Origin of the sequence: Achromobacter sp. GD03932, from assembly GCF_029839485.1 — a bacterium.
GTDB classification, from domain to species: domain Bacteria; phylum Pseudomonadota; class Gammaproteobacteria; order Burkholderiales; family Burkholderiaceae_B; genus Achromobacter; species Achromobacter bronchisepticus_A.
Genome location: NZ_JAOCAT010000005.1, coordinates 117165 through 137531, shown reverse-complemented (window position 1 = coordinate 137531; position 20367 = coordinate 117165). Strand labels below are relative to the sequence as shown.

Below are 20367 nucleotides of genomic sequence, written 5' to 3'. Positions count from 1 at the left end.
GCAAGGAACCCATCATGAAAAATTCCGCCACCCTGCCGCGCCAAGGCGGCATCCTGCGCCCCGCGCTGGTCGTCTTCGCCGCGCTGTCGCTGGTGACCGGCCTGGCCTATCCCTTCCTGACCACGGGCATCGCCGCAGCCGTCTTTCCGCACGAAGCGGCCGGCTCGCTGATCAAGCAAGGCGACCAGGTCGTAGGCTCGGAGCTGATCGGCCAGTCGTTCAGTTCGCCCGGCTACTTCTGGGGCCGCCCGTCGGCCACCGCGCCCATGCCGTACAACGGCGCCGGCTCCGGCGGCTCGAACCTGGGACCGCGCAATCCCGCGCTGGCCGATGCCATCCAGGCCCGCATCGCCGCCCTGAAGGCGGCCGACCCGGACAACCCCGTCCCGGTGCCGGTGGACCTGGTCACCGCGTCCGGCAGCGGCCTGGATCCGCACATCAGCCCGGCCGCGGCGGCTTACCAGGCAGCGCGCGTGGCGCGCGCCCGCGGCCTGCCGCAAGCGCAGGTCGATGCCCTGATCCAGGCCCATACCGAAAAGCCCTGGCTGGGCGTGCTGGGCGACCCCGCGGTCAACGTGTTGACGCTGAACCTGGCGCTGGACCAATTGCGTCCGGCGCGCTGATGCCGCGGCGTATAGTATTGCCAGCCGTTCCCTCACACCTACTGCGCGTTCATGGCTGATATCGCTGGCGAGCGTCCCGACCCCGACGCGCTCTTGAAGACCCTGGACGACGCCGCGCGCCAGGCGGTGCGCGGCAAGCTGCGCGTCTACTTCGGATCATCGGCCGGCGTGGGCAAGACCTACGCCATGCTGGTGGCGGCGCGCGCGCAGGCCGCCCAGGGCGCCGACGTGCTGGCCGGCATCGTCGAGACCCACGGCCGGCGCGAAACCGCCACGCTGCTGGAAGGCCTGCCCGTCCTGCCGCTCAAGGACGTGCCGTACCGCGGCCACGTGCTGAAGGAATTCGACCTGGACGGCACGCTGGCCCGCCATCCCGACCTGGTACTGGTGGACGAGCTGGCGCACTCGAACGCGCCAGGTTCACGCCATGCCAAGCGCTGGCAGGACATCCACGAACTGCTGACGGCCGGCATCGACGTCTGGACCACGCTGAACGTACAGCATCTGGACAGCCTGAACGAAGCGGTGGGCAGCATCACCGGCGTGCGCGTCTGGGAGACCGTGCCCGACGAGGTCTTCGACGCGGCCGATGAAGTCATTCTGGTGGACCTGTCGGCCGACGAGCTGCTGCGCCGACTGAAGGAAGGCAAGGTCTATCTGCCGGAACAGGCCCGCCACGCCAGCCGCAATTTCTTTCGCAAGGGCAACCTGATCGCGCTGCGCGAGCTGGCGCTGCGCCGCACCGCCGACCACGTCGACGACGACGTCCAGGCCTATCGCCGCGACCGCGCCATCGAACCCGTGTGGCGTACGCGCGAAGCAGTGGTCGCCTGCATCGGTCCGGACGTGGACGCCGAGTACGTCATCCGCAGCGCGCACCGCCTGAGCCAGCAGCTGGAATGCGATCTGCACGTGGTCACCATCGACACGCCGCGCGCGGCCCCGCCGCCCCAGGCCGAACAGGAACGCATCCAGCGCAGCCTGGCCCTGGCGGATTCACTCGGCGCGCGCAGCGAAACCCTGGCCGGCGGCGACATGGTCGACGCCGTGGTGCGCTACGTGCGCCGCCACAACATCACCAAGGCCATCATCGGCCGCACCCGCGCCAGCGGCCTGCAGCGCCTGCGACTGTCGCTGTCCGCCGTGTTGACCGCGGCCATCTCGCCGGGCTGGCTATGGCGGCGCCACAGCTTTGCCGACATGCTGGCCGCGGGCTGCCCCGAAATCGACATCATCCGCCTGGGCGCGCCGCCGCTGCCGGCCGCGTCCGCGCCGGGACGCGACCCGCTCACGCTGGGCCGGCGGACGCGCCAGGCCGCCGACGAGCGCAATGCCCGGCCGCTGGCGGGCTATGCCTGGGCGCTGTGCTATTGCGCCGCCGCCACCGCGCTGTCCATGCTGGCCTTCCCGGCGCTGCACCAGACCAATATCGTCATGCTGTTCCTGCTGGCGGTGGTGGCCGTGGCGCTGCGTCACGGGCGCGGACCGGCGGCGCTGGCCTCGGTCATCAGCGTAGGGCTGTTCGATTTCTTCTTCGTGCAGCCGCTGGCGTCCTTCGCCGTATCGGACGTGCAGTACCTGCTGACGTTCGGCGTGCTGCTGTCGGTGGGCCTGCTGATCGGCCAGTTGACGGCCGGCCTGCGCTTGCAGGCGCAGGCCTCGGTCAAGCGCGAGGCCGATGCCCGCAGCCTCTACGAGTTTGCGCGCGAACTGTCGTCCGCGCTGCTGCCCGAGCAGATCGTCACCCTGGCCAGCGCCTTCGTGCATGCCACCTTCGGCTCGCGCTGCGCGCTGTACATCCTGGGCATGGACGACCGCCTGAAGCTGGCGTCTCCCGCGGCGGACGACATGCCGCCGCTGGAATCCGCGCTGGCCCAATGGGTCTACGACCACGGACAACCCGCCGGCGCAGGCACCTCCACCCTGTCCAACAGCGAACTGCTGTACCTGCCCCTGAAGGCGCCGATGCGCACCCGCGGCGTGCTGGCGCTGGCCGCCCCGCGCCGCAGCCTGTTCCTGAATCCCGACTCGCGCCGCCAGATCGAGGCCTACGCCACCCTGATCGCCATCGCGCTGGAACGCCTGCACTACGTGGAAGTGGCGCAGCAGGCGCTGGTCAGCATGGAATCCGAGAAGCTGCGCAACTCGCTGCTGGCGGCCGTCTCGCACGATCTGCGCACCCCGCTGACCAGCCTGGTAGGCATGACGGACACGCTGATGCGCCAGCAGGCGACGCTGCCGCCCGACATCCACGACACCGTCCGCGCCATGCGCGACCAGGCCCAGCGCATGCACGCGCTGGTGGTCAATCTGCTGGACATGGCGCGGCTGCAGAACCGCGACACGCCGCTGCGGCTGGAATGGCAATCCATCGAGGAGCTGGTCGGCGCCTCGCTTGCCGCCATGCGCGAACCGCTGGCCGCGCACCGCGTCACCGTGGACAGCCTGTCGCAGCTGCCGCTGGTGGAATGCGACGGCGTGCTGATCGAGCGCGTGCTGTGCAATCTGCTGGAGAACGCGGCCAAGTACACGCCTGCCGGCAGCACCCTGCGCCTGCACGCGGACGTACACGAGGGCGAACTGCGCGTGGCAGTCAGCGACAACGGGCCGGGCGTGCCGCCGGGCGCGGAGCGCCGCATCTTCGAAAAATTCACGCGCGGCGACCGCGAGTCCGCCACGCCAGGCGTCGGCCTGGGCCTGGCCGTATGCGAGGCCATCATCGCCGCGCACCATGGGAAAATCTGGGTCGAACACGCGCCGGGCCAGGAATCCGGCGCCCAGTTCGTCTTCACGCTGCCCCTGGGCGCGCCACCCCCGATCCAATCCGAAACCCCTTGAACGCCGCAACGCATGTTCGACTACCAGCCTACCGTCCTGATCATTGAAGACGACGCCAACATCCGGCGCTTCGTGCGCCAGGCCCTGGAAAGCGAGGGCTGCGTCGTGCACGAAGCCGAAACCGTCAAACGCGGCCTGATCGAAGCCGGCACCCGGCAGCCCGACGCGGTGGTGCTGGACCTGGGCCTGCCCGACGAAGACGGCATGACCCTGATCCGCGAGCTGCGCGGCTGGACCGAGGTGCCGGTGCTCGTGCTGTCCGCGCGCAGCGCCGAAGCCGACAAAGTCGCCGCGCTGGACGCCGGCGCGGACGACTACCTGACCAAGCCTTTCGGCGTCAGCGAATTGCTGGCGCGCCTGCGCGTACTGCTGCGGCGGCACGCCAGGGGCGGCGCGGGCAATGCTTCCGAGATCAGTTTCGGCGACGTGCGCGTGGATTTCGCCAAACGCGTGGTGGAACGCGGCGGCCAACACGTGCACCTGACCGCGATGGAATACCGGCTGCTGGCGGCGCTGCTGGCGCATCGCGGCAAGGTCATGACGCACCGCGAACTGCTGCGCGAGGTGTGGGGGCCGTCGCACGTGGAAAGCAACCACTACCTGCGCATCTACATGGGCCACCTGCGCCAGAAGCTGGAAGCGGACCCGGCCCAGCCCGTCTACCTGCTGACCGAGATCGGCGTGGGCTATCGCTTCGCCGGCTGAAGCGCGCGTAGCGGGCGCGCATTGACGCCGCGTTTATGCGCAGCCCGCAAGTCTTGTCTCGGCCTTTATGCCGTTCCTCCTATTGTTGCGGTCCGATCCAACATTAGGAGCCCCTCATGCCCCGCCGCACCTTGGCCGCGCTCGCGCTGCTGACCCTGACCGCCGCGCAAGCCGGCAACGCGCTGGCCGCCGATGCGCCCGCCGACGCAGCGCCCGCCGCTTCCGATTTCACGCTGACGGCCAACCTCACCCTGGCCAGCCAGTACCGCTACCGCGGCCTGATGCAAAGCAATAACAAGCCAGCCATCCAGGGCGGATTCGACCTGGCCCACTCCAGCGGCTTTTACCTGGGCAACTGGAACTCCAGCATCAGCTGGCTCAACGACAGCAACAGCGAGGTGTCCGCGCCCGTCGAAATGGACTTCTACGGCGGCTACAAGGGCAATCTCGCGCAGGACGTGCCCGTCGACCTGGGCGTCCTGCAGTACTACTACCCTGGCGACTACCCCTCCGGCTACACCAGCCCGGACACCACCGAGCTGTACGCCGGCATCGGCTACGGGCCGCTGATGTTCAAGTACTCCATTTCTCTGACCAACCTGTTCGGCTTCGCCGACAGCAAGCACAGCCAATACTTCGACCTGTCCGGCAACTTCGACACCGGCGTCTGGGGGCTGACCGTGAACGCGCACGTGGGCCGGCAACTGGTGCGCAACGTCGACAACGGCAACTACACGGACTGGAAGCTGGGGCTGACGAAGGACTTCGGCCAAGGCCTGTCGGTGTCGCTGGCCTACCTGGACACCAACGCCGACCGCGCCGTCTACACCAATACGCGCGGCCGCGACATGGGCCGCGCGACGGGCCTGCTGTCGCTGACCAAGACGTTCTGAGAGCGCCCGGGCGTTGACGCGTTTTTTACGCGCCGCGTCCGCTTTTATCGGCAGGATTTACGGCGCGCTTCCTATAGTGGAACCGTCATCAACCAACCGGATCCCCGGAACGCCGCAAGCGGCGCCTCCGGCCCCGCTACCCGTCATGATCCCCCGACTGCAAGCCTGCCACGCCCCCATGCCCGACTTCCTGCCCGCGCAGCCTACGCACGCCCGCACCGAACGGGTCGCGCTGACCATCAGGATAGACACGCTGGACGCGCTGAACGTGCGCCTGGCGCTGCACCGCGCGTTGGGCGAGCGCATCGGCGTCTACATGCTGTCGGTGGACCATGCCCATGCGCAAAGCGTGCTGCAACTGCAATGCGAACGCGAACAACTGGATGCGCTGATGCACGCGGTGATGTCGGGCCTGCCCCGCGCCGAGTTCGGCCCGGTGCTTCCCGCGTACGCGATGATGGGGCAGTAAGCCATGGACGCGCCACGCAAGACCGCATTTGAAGGCATCTGGCTGCCCATGGTCACGCCGATGCGCGGCGGCTATGTGGACCTGGACGCCGCACAGGCGCTGGCCCGCTACTACCGCAACGCCGGCATCGCGGGCCTGGTGCTGTTCGGTTCCACGGGCGAAGGCAATCTGCTGAGCGTGCCGGAGAAGATCGACATGATAGAAGCCGTATCGAGCGACCCGCACGCGCTGCCGCTGGTGTTCGGCGCCGGCGGCGTGGACACGCGCGGCGTCGCGACCGCGATCCGGCGCCTGGACAAGTACCAGCCGGCCGGCTACCTGGTGCCGCCGCCCTACTACCTGGGCCCGTCGCAGGCCGGCATACTGTGGCACTACCGCCAGATCGCCTGGGCCACGCAGCGGCCCATCATCCTGTACAACATCCCCAAGCGCACTGGCGTGACCATGACGGTCGAAACCATGGAGGCGCTGGCCGCGCTGCCCAACTTCAGCGCTGTCAAGGAATGCAATCCCGCGGTGCTGGCGGCGTTGAACCGGCGCGGCACGCTGACCCCGCTATGCGGCGAGGACCTGGCCCTGCTGGACCACTTCCTGGCCGGCGGCCTCGGCGCCATCCCCGCCGCCGCGCATATCTATCCCGAGCGCTATGTCGAGGTCATGCAATTGGCCCGCGACGGTCACGCGGAGGCCGCGCGCGAACTCTTTGAGCCTCTGCGCGGCCTGATCCGCCTGCTGTTTGCCGAACCCAATCCCGCGCCGATCAAGCGCGCCCTCTCGATGCAGGGCCTGATCACCGACGAGTTGCGCATGCCCATGACCAGCGCCAGCCGTGAACTCGGGCAGCGCCTGCAGCGGGCCATGAGCGTGGTGCAGGGCTCGCCTAGCCGGCTGCAGACAGCTTGAAGACGGACACCGCGTTCGCCAGCTCGCCCGCCTGATCGCGCAGGGCGCCAGCCGACGCGGCGAACTCTTCCACCAGCGCGGCGTTCTGCTGCGTCACGCCGTCCAGATGCGTCACGGCCTGGTTGATCTGTTCGATGCCCACGCTCTGCTCGGCCGAGGCCGTAGCGATCTCCCCCATCAGCGGCGCACTGGTGGCGGCCGATTCCAGCACGTTGCCCATCGTCGCGCTGGCCTGCTCGACGCGCTGGCTGCCACGTGCCACCGAATCCGCCGACGCTTCGATCAGCGTCTTGATCTCCTTGGCGGCGGTGGCCGAGCGCTGAGCCAGCGCGCGCACCTCGCCCGCCACTACGGCAAAGCCCCGGCCCTGTTCTCCGGCCCGCGCCGCTTCCACTGCGGCGTTCAGCGCCAGGATGTTGGTCTGGAACGCGATCTCGTCGATCAGCCGGATGATCTCGTCGATGCGCTGCGAGCTATGCGAAATCTCGCGCATGGCGTCGATGGCGTGCTGCGTTTCATCGCTGCCCTGCCGGGCCAGTTGCGCTGCCTGGCCGGCCAGCGCGCTGACCTCGCGCACGTGTTGCGCGCTCTGCTGCGCGGTCGCGGTGATCTGCTCCACGCTGGCGGCCGTCTGCTCCAGCGCGGCGGCCTGCTTCTCGGTGCGGTCCGACAGGTCCATGCTGCCCGCCGCGATCTGCCGCGAGGCCGCGGCAATGGATGCCGTGGAATGCACGATGCTGCGCACCGCCCCGTCCAGGCGTTGCTGCATCCGCGCCAAGGCGTCGAACAGGCGGCCGATCTCGCCGCGCTGATTGCGCGGCACGCTGCCCGACAGGTCGCCGTTGGCCACGCGCTCGCACACCGCCACCGCCTGGTCCAGCGGACCCAGGATGTGCCTGCGGAAAAAGCGCAGCGCCGCCGCCAATAGCAACACCAGAAGGCCGAGCGTCACGCCGCCCTGGCGCCATAAGGTGGCGTAGAACGCCTGGTCGACGTCATCCACGTACAAGCCCGTGAACAACAACCAGCCCCAATCGGCGTCATAGGCGGCGTAGCTGATCTTGGGCAGCGCCTGATCCGTTCCCGGCCGCGGGAACTGGTAGCGCGTATAGCCGCCGCCGGCCTTGCCCTGGGCATAGAGGTTTTCGAAGATCGGCTGCCCTGCGCTGTCCTTGACGGCCCGGACGTTGGTGCCGACCAGCTTGGGATCAGGGTGCACCAGCAGGTCGTAGCCGTCGCCGAAGGCGCCCACGTAGCCGTCCTCGCCATAGCGCAGCTGCGCCAGCCGGCGCGCCACATTGCGCTTGGCCTCGTCCAGGGGCATGCCCTCGCCTACGCTTTGCTTGCCGTTGCGCACGATGCTGGAGGCCAGATCGAGGACGTGGCGCAGCTCGGTCTTGCGCTCGGCCACCATCTCGGCGCGCCGCTCCCAGGCGTCCCAGGAGCCCAAAGCCAGCACGGCGGCGCCGACTGCGAACACAAACCACAGCAGTTCCCTGCGCAAGCTGGAATTCTTCATAGTCCTCTCATCCTTCTTCACCCGGCCAATGAAACCAATCAAGGCAGAATGTGACGGTTTATGTATGTGTTCCGTCAGAATAAGGGACAGCACCAGGGTTTTCACCAAGACTGCGCGGGGCGCTTGATCTAACGCAAGGCCCATAAAAAAAACGCAAGGCGCGCTTGCCTTGCGTTCTTTCGTCGTGGCGGCTTTTGAGCCGCGCTGTCGATTACATGTTTTCGATCATCACCTGGCCGAAGCCCGAGCACGACACCTGGGTCGCGCCTTCGAGCAGGCGCGCGAAGTCGTACGTGACCTTCTTGGACAGGATGGATTTTTCCATGCTGGAGATGATCAGGTCCGCGGCTTCGGTCCAGCCCATGTGGCGCAGCATCATTTCGGCCGACAGGATTTCGGAACCGGGGTTCACGTAGTCCTTGCCCGCGTACTTGGGCGCGGTGCCGTGGGTGGCTTCGAACATGGCGACCGAATCAGACAGGTTGGCGCCCGGGGCGATGCCGATGCCGCCCACTTGCGCGGCCAGCGCGTCCGAGATGTAGTCGCCGTTCAGGTTCAGGGTGGCGATCACGTCGTATTCGGCCGGACGCAGCAGGATCTGCTGCAGGAAGGCGTCAGCGATCACGTCCTTGACGATGACCTCGCGGCCCGTCTTCGGGTTCTTGAACTTGCACCACGGGCCGCCGTCGATCAGGGTGGCGCCGAATTCCTTCTGCAGCAGCGCGTAACCCCAGTCGCGGAAGCCGCCTTCCGTGAACTTCATGATGTTGCCCTTGTGCACCAGGGTCAGCGACGTACGGTCATTGTCGATGACGTACTGCGCGGCCTTGCGCACCAGGCGCTCGGTGCCTTCGCGCGACACCGGCTTGATGCCGATGGACGAAGTGTTCGGGAAGCGGATCTTCTTCACGCCGAGCTTGGTCTGCAGGAACTGGATCAGCTCCTTGGCCTGTTCGCTTTCGGCCATGTATTCGATGCCGGCGTAGATGTCTTCCGAGTTCTCGCGGAAGATCACCATGTTGGTCTTTTCGGGTTCGCGCACCGGCGAAGGCACGCCCTTGAAGTACGCCACCGGACGCAAGCAGACGTACAGGTCCAGCTGTTGGCGCAGGGCCACGTTCAGCGAACGGATGCCACCGCCCACCGGCGTGGTCAGCGGGCCCTTGATGGACACCACGTAATCCTTGACGACGTCCAGGGTCTCGTCAGGCAGCCACACGTCCGGGCCGTAGACCTTGGTGGCCTTTTCGCCGGCATAGACTTCCATCCAGTGGATCTTGCGCTTGCCGCCATAGGCCTTCTGCACCGCCGCGTCGACGACCTTGATCATCACCGGGGTGATGTCAGCGCCCGTGCCGTCGCCTTCGATGTAGGGGACGATGGGCTGATCGGGCACATTCAGCGAGAAATCGGCGTTGACCGTGATCTTCTGGCCGCCAGCGGGAACCTTGATATGTTGGTAGGACATGAATGCTCCATTTGCTCCGAGTGGTTTTTCTGCACGCGCCGGCATCGGGAAGCGTCCGTTCCAGCGGGGAAGATCGCCCTCAGGAACCACGCACTGGATGGCCGATAGCAACCAATTCTATATCGCAAAGAGGCCAGCAGGCCTGACGGCCCGCGCGCGGCGGTAAAATAATGCATCACCAGCCCGCTTTTCAGCCCCTTCAGATGTTCAATCCCTCACGCGACCAAGTCCGCGAATTCTTTATCGAAACCTGGCGCAAGCATCGCGCCTCCGAAGTGCTGACGCCGCTCGAGGCCATCGCGCTGGACTGGATCATCGAACATCCCGAGTACCACGGCGACCTCGAAAACCCCGAGGCCATGACCGCTGAATACTCGGTGGAAAAGGGCCGCACCAATCCCTTTCTGCACCTGTCCATGCATCTGGCCATTGCAGAGCAGTTGTCCATCGACCATCCTCCGGGAATCCGGCAGGCCTACCAGCAGCTGGTGACGCGCAGCGACGCGCACCAGGCCGCGCATGAAATCATGGAATGCCTGGGCCAGGTGGTCTGGGAAGCGCAGCGCCTGGGCACCCCGCTGGACAGCGACACCTACATCGACCTGATCCGCCAACGCGCCAGCCGCTGAGCGCCGCCCCCGCGTCCAAAAGAAAAGCCCCCACGCTGCGCCTTCGGCTTGCTGCCCCCCGAGGGGGCTTTTTTTCCTTGGGACGGCCCGGCGGAAAAAGAAAAGCCCCCACGCTGCGCCTTCGGCTTGCTGCCCCCCGAGGGGGCTTTTTTTCCTTGGGACGGCCCGGCGGAAAAAGAAAAGCCCTCGACTGAGGGCTTTCTTGTTTGCGGAACGGTTCCGGCCGGCTTACCTGCGCACGCCCAGGTCGCTCGGCTGCGCCGACAGCCAGGCCGCCACATTGGAGATGTCCTGGTCGGACAGCTGGGTCGCGAACGCGCCCATGATGGGGTTCTTGCGCACGTTGGCCGTGGCCGCGCTGCCGGAGGCGCCTCGCTTGTAGGCCTTCAGGGCGTGGACCAGGTAGTCCGCGTGCTGGCCGGCCAGCGTCGGATAGGCCGGATCCACGGCCGTCTTGGCGTCGGCGCCGTGGCAGGAAGCGCAGTTGAATTTGTCGAAGACGGCCTTGCCGGCCGCCAGGTCCTGCGCCTGGGCGGCAACGCCCGTCATGGCCAGGGTCGCGCCCGCAAGGGCAAGCATGTAGCGATTCATGTGTTTGCCCCCTTACTTGAGATTCGAGTAGTACGCGGCCAGATCGGCGATGTCCTGGTCGGACAGGCTGCCGGCAATGGCGTCCATCGTGGGATGGCTGCGCGCGCCTTTCTTGTACTCGTTGAGGGCGGTTTCGATGTACTTGGCGTTCTGCCCAGCGATCATCGGCACGTGGTACAGCTCGGGAAACGTTGCCTTGTAGCCTTCGATGCCGTGGCAACCGATGCACATGGAAACCTTGTCGCGGGCGTTCTGGACATTACCGACCACTGCTGCGTCTGCAGCAACAGACTGGCCGGCGATCGCACAGGATGCCATCGCGGCCAACACGGATACCGTGTACTTCAGAGAGGTTCGCAACTTCATTGGAATGGCTCTTCTTGGTATGGCTAAGGACTAGGGCCTGCTCACACGAAAAGGCCCTCGGCAAACACGTTGCGGGTCGAACCCAAAGCAAAACCGCCTGATTGTACGATAATTGCTCAGGATTAATACCTTTACCATGGTATTGATCACCGTCAAATCTCAGAAGCCATCAGACCATGTCCGCAGCCCAGTCCGCTACTTCCGCCTCGCCAGACCGCTTCGACGGGACCGACAACTATGTCGCCACCGATGACCTGAAACTCGCCGTCAATGCCGCCCTCACCTTGCAGCGTCCGCTGCTGATCAAGGGCGAACCCGGCACCGGCAAGACCATGCTGGCCGAGGAAGTGGCGCGCGCGCTGGGGCGGCCGCTGCTGCAGTGGCACATCAAGTCCACCACCAAGGCCCACCAGGGCCTGTATGAATACGACGCGGTGTCGCGCCTGCGCGACTCGCAGCTGGGCGACGAAAAGGTCCGCGACATCCGCAACTACATCGTGCAAGGCACGCTGTGGCAGGCCTTCCAGTCGGCCGAGCCGGTGGTCCTGCTGATCGACGAGATCGACAAGGCCGACATCGAATTCCCCAACGACCTGCTGCGCGAACTGGACCGCATGGAATTCCACGTGTACGAAACGCGCGAGACCATCTCGGCGCGGCATCGTCCGCTGGTCATCATCACGTCCAACAACGAAAAGGACCTGCCCGACGCTTTCCTGCGCCGCTGCTTCTTCCACTACATCCGCTTCCCCGACCGCGAGACCATGCGCGACATCGTGGCCGTGCACTATCCGCACCTGAAGCAGGATGTGCTGCGCGCGGCGCTGGACACTTTCTTCTCGCTGCGCGACGCGCCGGGCCTGAAGAAAAAGCCGTCCACATCCGAACTGCTGGATTGGCTGCGCCTGCTGCTGGCCGAAGGCTCGACCGCAGCCGAGATCGATGCGCACACGGCCACGGCCGTGCCGCTGATGGCCGGCGCGCTGCTCAAGAACGAACAGGACGTGCACCTGCTGGAACGCCTGGCAGCCATGACGCGCGGCGGCCAGCGCCGCTGATCCGCCAGCAACGTTCCGCCAGCAACTACCGGCAGCCCGCAAATGCTGATCGACTTCTTCTACCATCTCCGGGCGCACAAGCTGCCCGTCTCGGTCAAGGAATACCTGACCCTGGTGGACGCCCTGCGCCAGGATCTCATGGCGCCCACGCTGGACCAGTTCTACTTCCTGGCGCGCGCCACGCTGGTCAAGGACGAGGCGCTCTACGACCGCTACGACAAGGCTTTCGGCGCCTACTACAAGGGCATCGCGGCCGCCCTGCCCCCAGGCAAGGAAATTCCGCTGGACTGGCTCATCAAGCAGTTCGAAAAAAGCCTGAGCCCGGAAGAAAAAGCCGCGATCGAAAAGCACGGCTGGGACAAGCTGATGGAGCTCTTCAAGGAGCGCCTGGAGGAACAGAAGGAACGCCATGCCGGCGGCAGCAAATGGATCGGCACCGGCGGCACCTCGCCCTTCGGCAATGGCGGCTACCACCCCGAGGGCATACGCGTGGGCGGCGACTCGGCCGGCAACCGCAGCGCGGTCAAGGTCTGGGACATGCGCCAGTTCAAGGACTACGACGATCAGGTCGAGCTGGGCACGCGCAACTTCAAGGTGGCGCTGCGCCGCCTGCGGCGCTTCGCAAGGCAAGGCGCCGAGATGGAACTGGACCTGGACGACACCATCGCCAGCACCGCGCGCAATGCCGGGCACCTGGACCTGCGCATGGTCCCCGAACGCCACAACACCGTGAAGGTGCTGATGCTGCTGGACGTGGGCGGCAGCATGGACGACCACATCGGACGCGTCGAAGAACTGTTCTCGGCGGCGCGCAGCGAGTTCCGCAACCTGGAGGTTTACTACTTCCACAACTGCCCGTACGAAAGCCTGTGGCAAAGCAACCGCCGGCGCCAGAATGAACGCTTCGACACCTGGGACGTGCTGCGCAAGTACAACCCGGATTGGCGCCTGATCATCGTCGGCGACGCCACCATGAGCCCCTACGAAATCCTGCAGCCGGGCGGCTCGGTCGAACACTACAACAAGGAGCCGGGCGCCGAATGGATGCGCCGCCTGCTGGACGCCTGGCCCAAATCGGTCTGGCTCAATCCCGAGCCCACCGCGTCCTGGCAATACCGCCAGTCCATCGCGCTGATGCGCGACATCATGCAGGGCCGCATGTACCCCGTCACGGTCGCCGGTCTGGAACAGGCCATGCGCGTGCTATCGAAGTAGGATGGGTGTAGCGCGACAGTCCCCAGGCAAGAACTCCGAAGCCCGTCGCACGCAACCCATCACGCGATGGCAAGACCCGTTCCCGACAGCGATGATGGGTAAACGGGTGTTCATCCATCCACAGGTTGTTCCGGCGTATCCAGCGTCAGCTGGTAGAACGCCAGATCCAGCCAGCGTCCGAACTTGAAGCCTGCCTCGCGGATGGTGCCCGCATGCTTGAAGCCCAGCTTCTCGTGCAGGCGGATGCTGCCCTGGTTGCTCGCGTCGATGCCGCCGACCAGCACGTGCACCTGATTGACGCGCGCCCGCTGGATCAGCTCGCGCATCAGCGCCTCGCCCAACCCCAGTCCGCGAAAACGGCCGTCCACGTACACGGAATGCTCCACCGAATACTTGAAGGCCGGCCAGGCGCGGAAGGTGCCGTAGCTGGCGAAGGCCATCAGCTCGCCGGCCGCGTTCTCGTACCCCAGCACCGGAAAACCACCCTGCCGCTTGGTCTGGAACCAGCCCTGCATCGCCTCGCGCGGCCTCGGCTTGTAGTCGTACAGCGCGGTGGAATTGACGATGGCGTCGTTGAATATGGCCAGTATCTGGTCGGCATGACGCTCATGCGTGCAATCGACCAGGGTTGCGCCATCCGGCGCGCGGGTTTCGGCGTGCGTAGTCATGGCGCAAATTGTAGCGACCCGCGCAGCCTTGCGGCTATTGGGTCCGCGGCCGCTACGGACAAAAAAAACCGGCGGAGCCGCCGGTTCAATTGGATCTTGCCGCTTCTGGCCACTCTCAGGCGGCGCGGCTCTCAGCAGATCGGGCGGCGGGCGGCTCGCCACGCAAGCCGGGGCAGTTGCGCCATGCAAGCTCATCCGCATCCATATCCAGGTCGAACAGATCGTTGGCGGCGGGCCAGGGATGGCTGCGCGCCGCCGCGCCTTCCATTTCCAGCACGTGCCCGGCGAAGCCCCGTGGCGAGCCGCCGCACTCCGCGAAATATCGTTGTGTGCTCAAGTCCACCACATAGGTGGTCATGTCATGGGTCAATATGGCCACGAATTGGCCGTCATCACTGGCATAGGCGTACTGAAACTGTCCTTTGATCCCGTCGCCGCTCAATGGGCTGCCGGTCAATTGGGACAAGGCACGCGTGACGATCTCGGTCAGCATGGGTCGTTCCTCCGGTAAGTGCGCCGGCAGGATGCCGGCGGCGAAGGCGCGAACGACAAGCACCGGCGCCGCACAAAAAGCGGCGTCTGGCGTTGGACGGGAAGCCTGTGGGCGGGCTGTCGCGCATCCCGTCAGCAACTGGTACTGCGTCCTGAAAAGCTTACACCCGCAGGCCGGGATACCTCAAATCAGCCCGGAAATTCGCCATTCCGCATTGCAGCATCCGGGATTGGCGGCGCTCCTGGCGCCTTATGCCGCCGCAACCGGCGTGGAGCCTGCTTCTGCGTCACCATTTTCGCGTCCGCGCCAGGCCTCGCGCCCGATCCGGTACAGCACATGCCGGCGCAAAGGATGCCCCAGCGGCACGGCGGGATGGTCGAAGCCTTCCGGATCCTCCTTCATGCCCAAGCGGTCCATCACCGCGCGCGAGCGCAGGTTGCCCGTGGCCGTGAAGGCCACGATCTCATCCAGTCCCACCTGCTCGAACCCCGCGCGCAAGGCCGCCTCGGCCGCTTCGCTGGCATAGCCCTTGCCCCAGTGCCGCTGCGCCAGGCGCCAGCCTATCTCCACGCCTGGCGCGAACGGCAGGGAGGGCGCCAGAGGCTTGATGCCGACAAAACCGATGAAAGGCGCCACGCCCGGCGCTTCCACGGCCCAGAAGCCCCAGCCATGCTCGTCGATGCCGGCGGCCAGCCGGTCGGCAAGCGCATCGCTTTCCTGTGCATTCAGCGGCAGCAGGTACTCGGCGACGCGGGGGTCCTGGTTCAGCGCCGCGAAAGGTTCACGGTCGGCGGCGCGCCATTGGCGCAGCACCAGGCGCGGCGTTTCGACTTCCAGGGATAGAGACATGACGGACTTCCTTGCTTGCGGTCCGGGGCCGCGCGCCGCGGACAACACCGCGCCGCGCCCCTGAACCATTGCCAACGTATACACTCCAACGGATTCTGCCATGCCAAAGGAATTGTCTGCCATGCGCCTGTCCCTGTCGAAGCTGCCGCGCCCGCTGAGCGTGCTGCTGTTTTCCTCCTTCCTGGCCTTTCAGGCCGGCGCCGCCAGCCTGCCGGCGGGCGTCTCGGAGGCCGCCTCGATCGAAGGCATCACCGAATACCGCCTGGCCAACGGCCTGAGAGTGCTGCTGGTTCCCGATGAATCCAAGCCGTCCACCACCGTCAACATGACCTACCTGGTGGGCTCGCGCAACGAGAACTACGGCCAGACGGGCATGGCGCACCTGCTGGAGCACATGCTGTTCAAGGGCACCTCGACCACCCGCAACGCCATGGGCGAGTTCTCGCGCCGCGGCTTGCAGGCGAATGGTTCGACCTCCAGCGACCGCACCAATTATTTCGCCAGCTTCGCCGCCAACCCCGACACGCTCAAGTGGTACCTGGGCTGGCAGGCCGACGCCATGGTCAATTCCCTCATCGCCAAGGAAGACCTGGACTCGGAAATGACCGTGGTCCGCAACGAAATGGAAAGCGGCGAAAACAGCCCCTTCCGCATCCTGATGCAGAAGATGCAGGCCGCGGCCTTCCAGTGGCACAGCTACGGCAAGAACACCATCGGCGCCCGTTCCGACGTCGAGAACGTGGACATCGGCCAGTTGCGCGCCTTCTATCACGAGTACTACCAGCCCGATAACGCCGTGCTGATCGTAGCGGGCAAGTTCGACCCGCAAGCGACCCTGGCCGACATCGAGGAAACGCTGGGCAAGCTGCCCAAGCCCGAGCGCAAGCTCCCGCCCGAGTACACGGTTGAACCCGCGCAGGACGGCGAACGTTCCGTGACCCTGCGCCGCACGGGCGGCACGCCGCTGGTCGCGGCCATGTACCACATCCCTGCCGCCGGCAGCGCCGACTTCGTGCCGCTGGACCTGGCCGCCACCATCCTGGCCGACACGCCCTCGGGCCGTCTCTACCATGCCCTGGTTCCGACCAAGCTGGCCTCGGGCGTGTTCGGCTTCACCATGGAAAACCTGGACCCGGGCCTGGCGATGTTCGCCGCCCAGCTGACGCCGGGCAAGAGCCTGGACGCCGCCATGAAGGCGCTGACCGGCACGCTGCAGACCCTGGACAAGAAGCCCTTCACGCAGCAGGAGCTGGACCGCGCCCGCAGCAAATGGCTGACTGCCTGGGAACAGACCTATAGTGATCCCGAACAGGTCGGCGTGGCGCTGTCCGAAGCCATCGCCGCCGGCGACTGGCGCCTGTTCTTCCTGCAGCGCGACCGCGCCCGCAAGGCCACGCTGGCCGAGGTGCAGCGCGCCGCAACTACCTACCTGGTCCAAAGCAACAGCATCGAAGGCCGCTACATCCCCACCGAGAAACCCGTGCGCGCGCCGCAGGAGCAACGCGTGGACCTCACGGCCGTCTTCAAGGACTACAAGGGCGATCCGGACTTCAAGGCCGCCTCGGCCTTCGACCCCACGCCCGAGAACATCGATAAGCTGACGCAGCGCAAGAAGCTGGACCTGCCCAACGGCCCCGTGCAGTTGGCGCTGCTGCCCAAGGCCACGCGCGGCAACCGGGTGCAGGCGCAGATGCTGATCCAGTTCGGCAATGAAAAGGACCTGCTCGGCCAACGCGTGAATTCCAGCGCCGTGGCCGACCTGCTGACCCGCGGCACGGCCAAGCTGTCGCGCCAGGACATCCAGGACCGCCTGGACAAGCTGCAGGCCGAACTCGGCTTCAGCGGCGGCGGCACCACGCTCAAGATCGCCATGTCGACCAAGGGCGAAAACCTGCCCGAACTCACCGCGCTGGCATTGGACATCGTCCGCAACGCCAACTTCCCCAAGGAGCAACTGGAGGAATATCAGCGCCAGCTCGAAACCTCGATCCAGAACGCCATGACCGAACCGTCGGCGCTGGCCGGACGCGCGCTGGCCCGCCAGGACAACCCGTGGCCCGCCAATGACCTGCGCTACGTGCCGACCTTCGAGGAATCGCTGGCCGGCGTGCGCGCCCTGAACCGCGACGCCCTGGTCAAGTTCCATTCCAAGTTCTACGGCGCCGGCAACATCGAGTACTCGGCGGTTGGCGAATTCGAGCCCGCAGCTGTAGAAAAGGCGCTCAAGACCGGACTGGCCGGCTGGAAGAAGGCGCCCGCCTACACCCGCGTGCCCAACCCGTACCGTGACATTCCCGCCAAGCAGTTCGACATCGACACGCCGGACAAGGCCAATGCGTTCTACATCTCGCGCATGCCGCTGAAGCTGCAGGACACGGACGCGGACTATGCCGCGCTGTACCTGGCCAACTACCTGTTCGGCGCCTCCGAAACCTCGCGCCTGTGGAACCGCGTACGCGAAACCGAAGGCCTCTCATACAACGTGCGCAGCTCGCTGTCGGTCTCGTCGTTCGAGCCCTCCGCCAGCTGGACCATGTACGCCATCTATGCGCCGCAAAACCGCGAGCGCCTGGAAAAGGCCATCGGCGAAGAACTGGCGCGCGTGCTGAAGGATGGCTTCACGGACAAGGAAATCTCGGACGGCATCACGGCCCTGCTGAACTACCGCAACCTGGCCCGCGCCCAGGACGACGTCCTGGCCAGCACCTGGCTGGATTACATGCAGCGCGGCCGCACCTTCGCCTGGTCGGCCGACATGGACAAGAAGATCTCTGCGCTGACGGCCGATTCGGTCAATGCCGCTATGCGCAAGACCCTGCGTGCGGACGGCTTCAGCACGGCGGTTGCCGGCGACTTCAAGAAGAAGGCGGCGCCCTGAGCAAGCCTGTCCCCTCTGGAAAGCCCCGCTGCGGCGGGGTTTTTTTTGGCTTTCCGATCTGGGGCAGCTCACCAAAATTCACTGGAACGCCCCCTGACTATGCCAAAAATGGATGAAATCATAAAAGCGAACATGATTACTCGATTATTTGGAAAGATGTTTTCAAGGAATACGGGTTTATCCCAGGTGGGATAGCGATCACAATTCAGTCATCGGGAACACACAACGAACCACGACGGAGGGCCGCCGGATTCGGTCCCCAACCAAGACGAATTGGAGGTCTACCATGAAAACCCTAACCACCACCCTGCTGCTATCCCTGGCCCTGGTTGGCGTTGGCGCCCAAGCCGCCGGCGTTGAACAAACCAAGAGCAGCGCTCAGGTCGCCACTGAACTGCAGCAAGCCAAGATCAGCGGCCAGTACACCTTCGGCGAGCTGGACTACCCGCCCGCCCTGCCCCAGACCACCAGCCTGAGCTCGCAGGAAGTGCAAGCCCAGCTGCAACAAGCCAAGATCAGCGGTCAATACACCTTCGGCGAACTGGAATACCCGGCGGCCGTATCCGCCCCCGCCAGCGCCAAGAGCCGCGCTGAAGTCCAGCAGGAACTGGCGCAAGCCAAGGCCAGCGGCCAATATACGTTCGGCGAACTCGAGTACCCGCCGATCACCCGGTGAGCTGCTTGCTGTGGCCCGGCCGGCCTCGGACGGCATCATGGTTTGAGGCCGGTTTTTATCGGCGACAGCGGCGGTAGAAGTAGCAGTAGAAGCAGTGGTAGCTGTGAAAGTAGCAGTAGTAGCTGAAGTTTGAAGTTGAAGTTGCAGTACTCGCAGTAGCAGTAGCAGTAGCAATGGACCGCGGCGCAAGCCGCGGTCTTCTCATATGCGCACCGCCCGTGCCTCGACGTCCTCTTCAGGCAAAAAAAAAGCCGCGATCATGATCGCGGCTTTTTGCATGCTTCAGCCAGTTCAGCTGAAGAATTCCTTCACCCGGTCGGTCCAGGACTTGCTTTGCGGCGAATGACGGTCGCCGCCATCATTCAGCGAAGCCTCGAACTGGCGCAGGATGTTCTTCTGGTCGTCGCTCAGGCGCACCGGCGTTTCCACCACCACGTGGCAGTAGAGGTCGCCCGGATAGCTGCCGCGCACACCGCGGATGCCCTTGCCGCGCAGGCGGAAGGTCTTGCCGGACTGCGTGCCCTCGGGGATCGAGATCTCGGCCTTGCCGCCCAACGTCGGCACCTGAAGCTCGCCGCCCAGCGCCGCCGAGGTGAACGGGATGGTCAGTTCGCAATGGAGGTCGTCGCCGTCGCGCTGGAAGATCTTGTGCTGCTTGATGTGGATTTCCACATACAGGTCGCCCGGAGGGCCGCCGTTGATGCCCGGCTCGCCGTTGCCGCTGGAGCGGATGCGCATGCCGTCGTCGATGCCGGCCGGAATCTTGACCTGCAGCGTCTTGTTGCGGCGGATGCGGCCCACGCCGTCGCAAGCGGGGCAGGGATCGGTGATTTCCTTGCCGTTGCCATGGCAGGTCGGGCAGGTCTGCTGCACGCTGAAGAAACCCTGCTGCATGCGCACGGCGCCCGAGCCGCCGCAGGTGCGGCAGGTCTTGGGCGAGGTGCCGGCCTTGGCGCCGGAACCGTGGCAGGTGTCGCAGTTTTCCCAACTGGGCACGCGGATCTCGGTGTCGAAGCCGGCCGCGGCCTGCTCCAGCGTGATTTCCAGCGCGTACTTCAGGTCGGCGCCGCGGTAGACCTGCGGGCCGCCGCCGCGACGGCCACCGCCGCCGCCGCCGAAGATTTCGCCGAAGATGTCGCCAAAGGCGTCGGCGAAACCGCCACCCATGCCGCCGCCCATGCCGGCGGAATTGGGGTCCACGCCCGCGTGGCCGTAGCGGTCGTACGCGGCGCGCTTCTGATCGTCACCCAGGACCTCGTAGGCTTCCTTGGCTTCCTTGAACTTCTCTTCGGCTTCTTTGCTGTCCGGATTGCGGTCCGGATGGTACTTCATGGCCAGCTTTCGATAGGCCTTCTTGAGGTCGTCGTCCGAGGCGTTCTTCGCAACGCCCAGGACTTCGTAATAGTCACGTTTTGCCATGATCCGTGGGCTCGAAAACGAGCCTTCTTTTCAGTGCTACAGAATGAGTACGCCCGGTAGGCGGATTTCTCCGGCTACCGGGCGGCAGAGGCAGGTCAGCGCCCGGC

Annotated in this window: 19 protein-coding genes; 11 read left to right on the top strand and 8 right to left on the bottom strand. The window is 65.7% G+C overall.

Annotation, left to right across the window (positions count from 1 at the left end):
* The first annotated feature begins 14 nt into the window (after positions 1–14).
* From kdpC to N5C88_RS06720, 6 genes are all read left to right on the top strand, one after another.
* Complete coding sequence (gene kdpC / locus N5C88_RS06745; protein WP_059373796.1) at positions 15–623, top strand: potassium-transporting ATPase subunit KdpC; 609 nt, start codon at positions 15–17, stop codon at positions 621–623.
* Between the two features lie 51 nt (positions 624–674).
* Positions 675–3461, top strand: a complete 2787-nt coding sequence (locus N5C88_RS06740; RefSeq protein ID WP_059373795.1) for a sensor histidine kinase KdpD — start codon at positions 675–677, stop codon at positions 3459–3461.
* Between the two features lie 12 nt (positions 3462–3473).
* Positions 3474–4166: a two-component system response regulator KdpE gene (gene kdpE, locus N5C88_RS06735; protein ID WP_059373794.1), complete on the top strand. Its 693-nt coding sequence runs from the start codon at positions 3474–3476 to the stop codon at positions 4164–4166.
* A 116-nt stretch (positions 4167–4282) separates the two neighbouring features.
* Positions 4283–5059, top strand: coding sequence for a TorF family putative porin (locus N5C88_RS06730; protein ID WP_118932858.1), 777 nt, complete (start codon positions 4283–4285; stop codon positions 5057–5059).
* A 145-nt stretch (positions 5060–5204) separates the two neighbouring features.
* Positions 5205–5528, top strand: a complete 324-nt coding sequence (locus N5C88_RS06725; protein ID WP_280015005.1) for a hypothetical protein — start codon at positions 5205–5207, stop codon at positions 5526–5528.
* A gap of 3 nt (positions 5529–5531) precedes the next feature.
* Positions 5532–6431: a 4-hydroxy-tetrahydrodipicolinate synthase gene (locus tag N5C88_RS06720; protein WP_059373791.1), complete on the top strand. Its 900-nt coding sequence runs from the start codon at positions 5532–5534 to the stop codon at positions 6429–6431.
* On the opposite strand, the gene N5C88_RS06715 is transcribed toward N5C88_RS06720, so the two are convergent.
* Both N5C88_RS06715 and icd read right to left on the bottom strand, forming a co-directional pair.
* A complete protein-coding gene (locus tag N5C88_RS06715; protein ID WP_280015004.1) occupies positions 6409–7950 on the bottom strand; it encodes a methyl-accepting chemotaxis protein in 1542 nt (513 codons plus the stop codon). The genes N5C88_RS06720 and N5C88_RS06715 overlap by 23 nt on opposite strands.
* Positions 7951–8161: 211 nt before the next feature.
* A complete protein-coding gene (gene icd, locus N5C88_RS06710) occupies positions 8162–9418 on the bottom strand; it encodes an NADP-dependent isocitrate dehydrogenase (protein WP_054450062.1) in 1257 nt (418 codons plus the stop codon).
* Between the two features lie 203 nt (positions 9419–9621).
* Between icd and N5C88_RS06705 the strand changes: the two genes are divergently transcribed.
* Positions 9622–10047: a DUF1841 family protein gene (locus N5C88_RS06705; protein WP_280015003.1), complete on the top strand. Its 426-nt coding sequence runs from the start codon at positions 9622–9624 to the stop codon at positions 10045–10047.
* A 228-nt stretch (positions 10048–10275) separates the two neighbouring features.
* Here the strand turns inward: N5C88_RS06705 and N5C88_RS06700 are convergent, their stop codons facing one another.
* Both N5C88_RS06700 and N5C88_RS06695 read right to left on the bottom strand, forming a co-directional pair.
* Entirely contained in the window at positions 10276–10638 is a 363-nt protein-coding gene (locus tag N5C88_RS06700; protein ID WP_054450058.1) for a cytochrome c, read from the bottom strand.
* Between the two features lie 12 nt (positions 10639–10650).
* Positions 10651–11004 (bottom strand): cytochrome c, encoded by a 354-nt coding sequence (locus tag N5C88_RS06695; RefSeq protein ID WP_013391872.1) that lies wholly within the window; start codon positions 11002–11004, stop codon positions 10651–10653.
* Between the two features lie 176 nt (positions 11005–11180).
* Here N5C88_RS06695 and N5C88_RS06690 point away from each other — a divergent pair, with 176 nt between their 5' ends.
* The gene (locus N5C88_RS06690; protein WP_059373789.1) at positions 11181–12062 is read left to right on the top strand and encodes a MoxR family ATPase; all 882 of its coding nucleotides are present in this window, start codon (positions 11181–11183) and stop codon (positions 12060–12062) included.
* Between the two features lie 42 nt (positions 12063–12104).
* Entirely contained in the window at positions 12105–13277 is a 1173-nt protein-coding gene (locus N5C88_RS06685; protein ID WP_059373788.1) for a VWA domain-containing protein, read from the top strand.
* Between the two features lie 110 nt (positions 13278–13387).
* Here N5C88_RS06685 and N5C88_RS06680 read toward each other — a convergent pair whose 3' ends face one another.
* From N5C88_RS06680 to N5C88_RS06670, 3 genes are all read right to left on the bottom strand, one after another.
* Positions 13388–13945, bottom strand: coding sequence for a GNAT family N-acetyltransferase (locus N5C88_RS06680; RefSeq protein ID WP_118932862.1), 558 nt, complete (start codon positions 13943–13945; stop codon positions 13388–13390).
* Positions 13946–14060: 115 nt separating this feature from the next.
* Complete coding sequence (locus tag N5C88_RS06675) at positions 14061–14438, bottom strand: hypothetical protein (RefSeq protein WP_054450052.1); 378 nt, start codon at positions 14436–14438, stop codon at positions 14061–14063.
* 249 nt (positions 14439–14687) lie between these two features.
* Entirely contained in the window at positions 14688–15287 is a 600-nt protein-coding gene (locus N5C88_RS06670) for a GNAT family N-acetyltransferase (protein ID WP_280015002.1), read from the bottom strand.
* Positions 15288–15408: 121 nt separating this feature from the next.
* On the opposite strand from N5C88_RS06670, the gene N5C88_RS06665 reads away from it, so the two are divergent.
* Both N5C88_RS06665 and N5C88_RS06660 read left to right on the top strand, forming a co-directional pair.
* Positions 15409–18165, top strand: a complete 2757-nt coding sequence (locus N5C88_RS06665; RefSeq protein WP_280015039.1) for a pitrilysin family protein — start codon at positions 15409–15411, stop codon at positions 18163–18165.
* 286 nt (positions 18166–18451) lie between these two features.
* A complete protein-coding gene (locus N5C88_RS06660) occupies positions 18452–18841 on the top strand; it encodes a DUF4148 domain-containing protein (protein ID WP_251877685.1) in 390 nt (129 codons plus the stop codon).
* Positions 18842–19132: 291 nt separating this feature from the next.
* Here the strand turns inward: N5C88_RS06660 and dnaJ are convergent, their stop codons facing one another.
* Positions 19133–20260 (bottom strand): molecular chaperone DnaJ, encoded by a 1128-nt coding sequence (dnaJ, locus tag N5C88_RS06655; protein ID WP_059373782.1) that lies wholly within the window; start codon positions 20258–20260, stop codon positions 19133–19135.
* Positions 20261–20367: the final 107 nt, after the last annotated feature.

Coding starts and splice junctions, on each gene's coding strand:
- N5C88_RS06670 (WP_280015002.1), bottom strand. CDS start 15,287: ATGTCTCTATCCCTGGAAGTCGAAACGCCGCGCCTGGTGCTGCGCCAA.
- N5C88_RS06680 (WP_118932862.1), bottom strand. CDS start 13,945: ATGACTACGCACGCCGAAACCCGCGCGCCGGATGGCGCAACCCTGGTC.
- icd (WP_054450062.1), bottom strand. CDS start 9,418: ATGTCCTACCAACATATCAAGGTTCCCGCTGGCGGCCAGAAGATCACG.
- dnaJ (WP_059373782.1), bottom strand. CDS start 20,260: ATGGCAAAACGTGACTATTACGAAGTCCTGGGCGTTGCGAAGAACGCC.
- N5C88_RS06725 (WP_280015005.1), top strand. CDS start 5,205: ATGATCCCCCGACTGCAAGCCTGCCACGCCCCCATGCCCGACTTCCTG.
- N5C88_RS06665 (WP_280015039.1), top strand. CDS start 15,409: ATGCGCCTGTCCCTGTCGAAGCTGCCGCGCCCGCTGAGCGTGCTGCTG.
- N5C88_RS06730 (WP_118932858.1), top strand. CDS start 4,283: ATGCCCCGCCGCACCTTGGCCGCGCTCGCGCTGCTGACCCTGACCGCC.
- N5C88_RS06720 (WP_059373791.1), top strand. CDS start 5,532: ATGGACGCGCCACGCAAGACCGCATTTGAAGGCATCTGGCTGCCCATG.
- N5C88_RS06695 (WP_013391872.1), bottom strand. CDS start 11,004: ATGAAGTTGCGAACCTCTCTGAAGTACACGGTATCCGTGTTGGCCGCG.
- N5C88_RS06660 (WP_251877685.1), top strand. CDS start 18,452: ATGAAAACCCTAACCACCACCCTGCTGCTATCCCTGGCCCTGGTTGGC.
- N5C88_RS06700 (WP_054450058.1), bottom strand. CDS start 10,638: ATGAATCGCTACATGCTTGCCCTTGCGGGCGCGACCCTGGCCATGACG.
- N5C88_RS06675 (WP_054450052.1), bottom strand. CDS start 14,438: ATGCTGACCGAGATCGTCACGCGTGCCTTGTCCCAATTGACCGGCAGC.
- N5C88_RS06715 (WP_280015004.1), bottom strand. CDS start 7,950: ATGAAGAATTCCAGCTTGCGCAGGGAACTGCTGTGGTTTGTGTTCGCA.
- N5C88_RS06705 (WP_280015003.1), top strand. CDS start 9,622: ATGTTCAATCCCTCACGCGACCAAGTCCGCGAATTCTTTATCGAAACC.
- N5C88_RS06740 (WP_059373795.1), top strand. CDS start 675: ATGGCTGATATCGCTGGCGAGCGTCCCGACCCCGACGCGCTCTTGAAG.
- kdpE (WP_059373794.1), top strand. CDS start 3,474: ATGTTCGACTACCAGCCTACCGTCCTGATCATTGAAGACGACGCCAAC.
- kdpC (WP_059373796.1), top strand. CDS start 15: ATGAAAAATTCCGCCACCCTGCCGCGCCAAGGCGGCATCCTGCGCCCC.
- N5C88_RS06685 (WP_059373788.1), top strand. CDS start 12,105: ATGCTGATCGACTTCTTCTACCATCTCCGGGCGCACAAGCTGCCCGTC.
- N5C88_RS06690 (WP_059373789.1), top strand. CDS start 11,181: ATGTCCGCAGCCCAGTCCGCTACTTCCGCCTCGCCAGACCGCTTCGAC.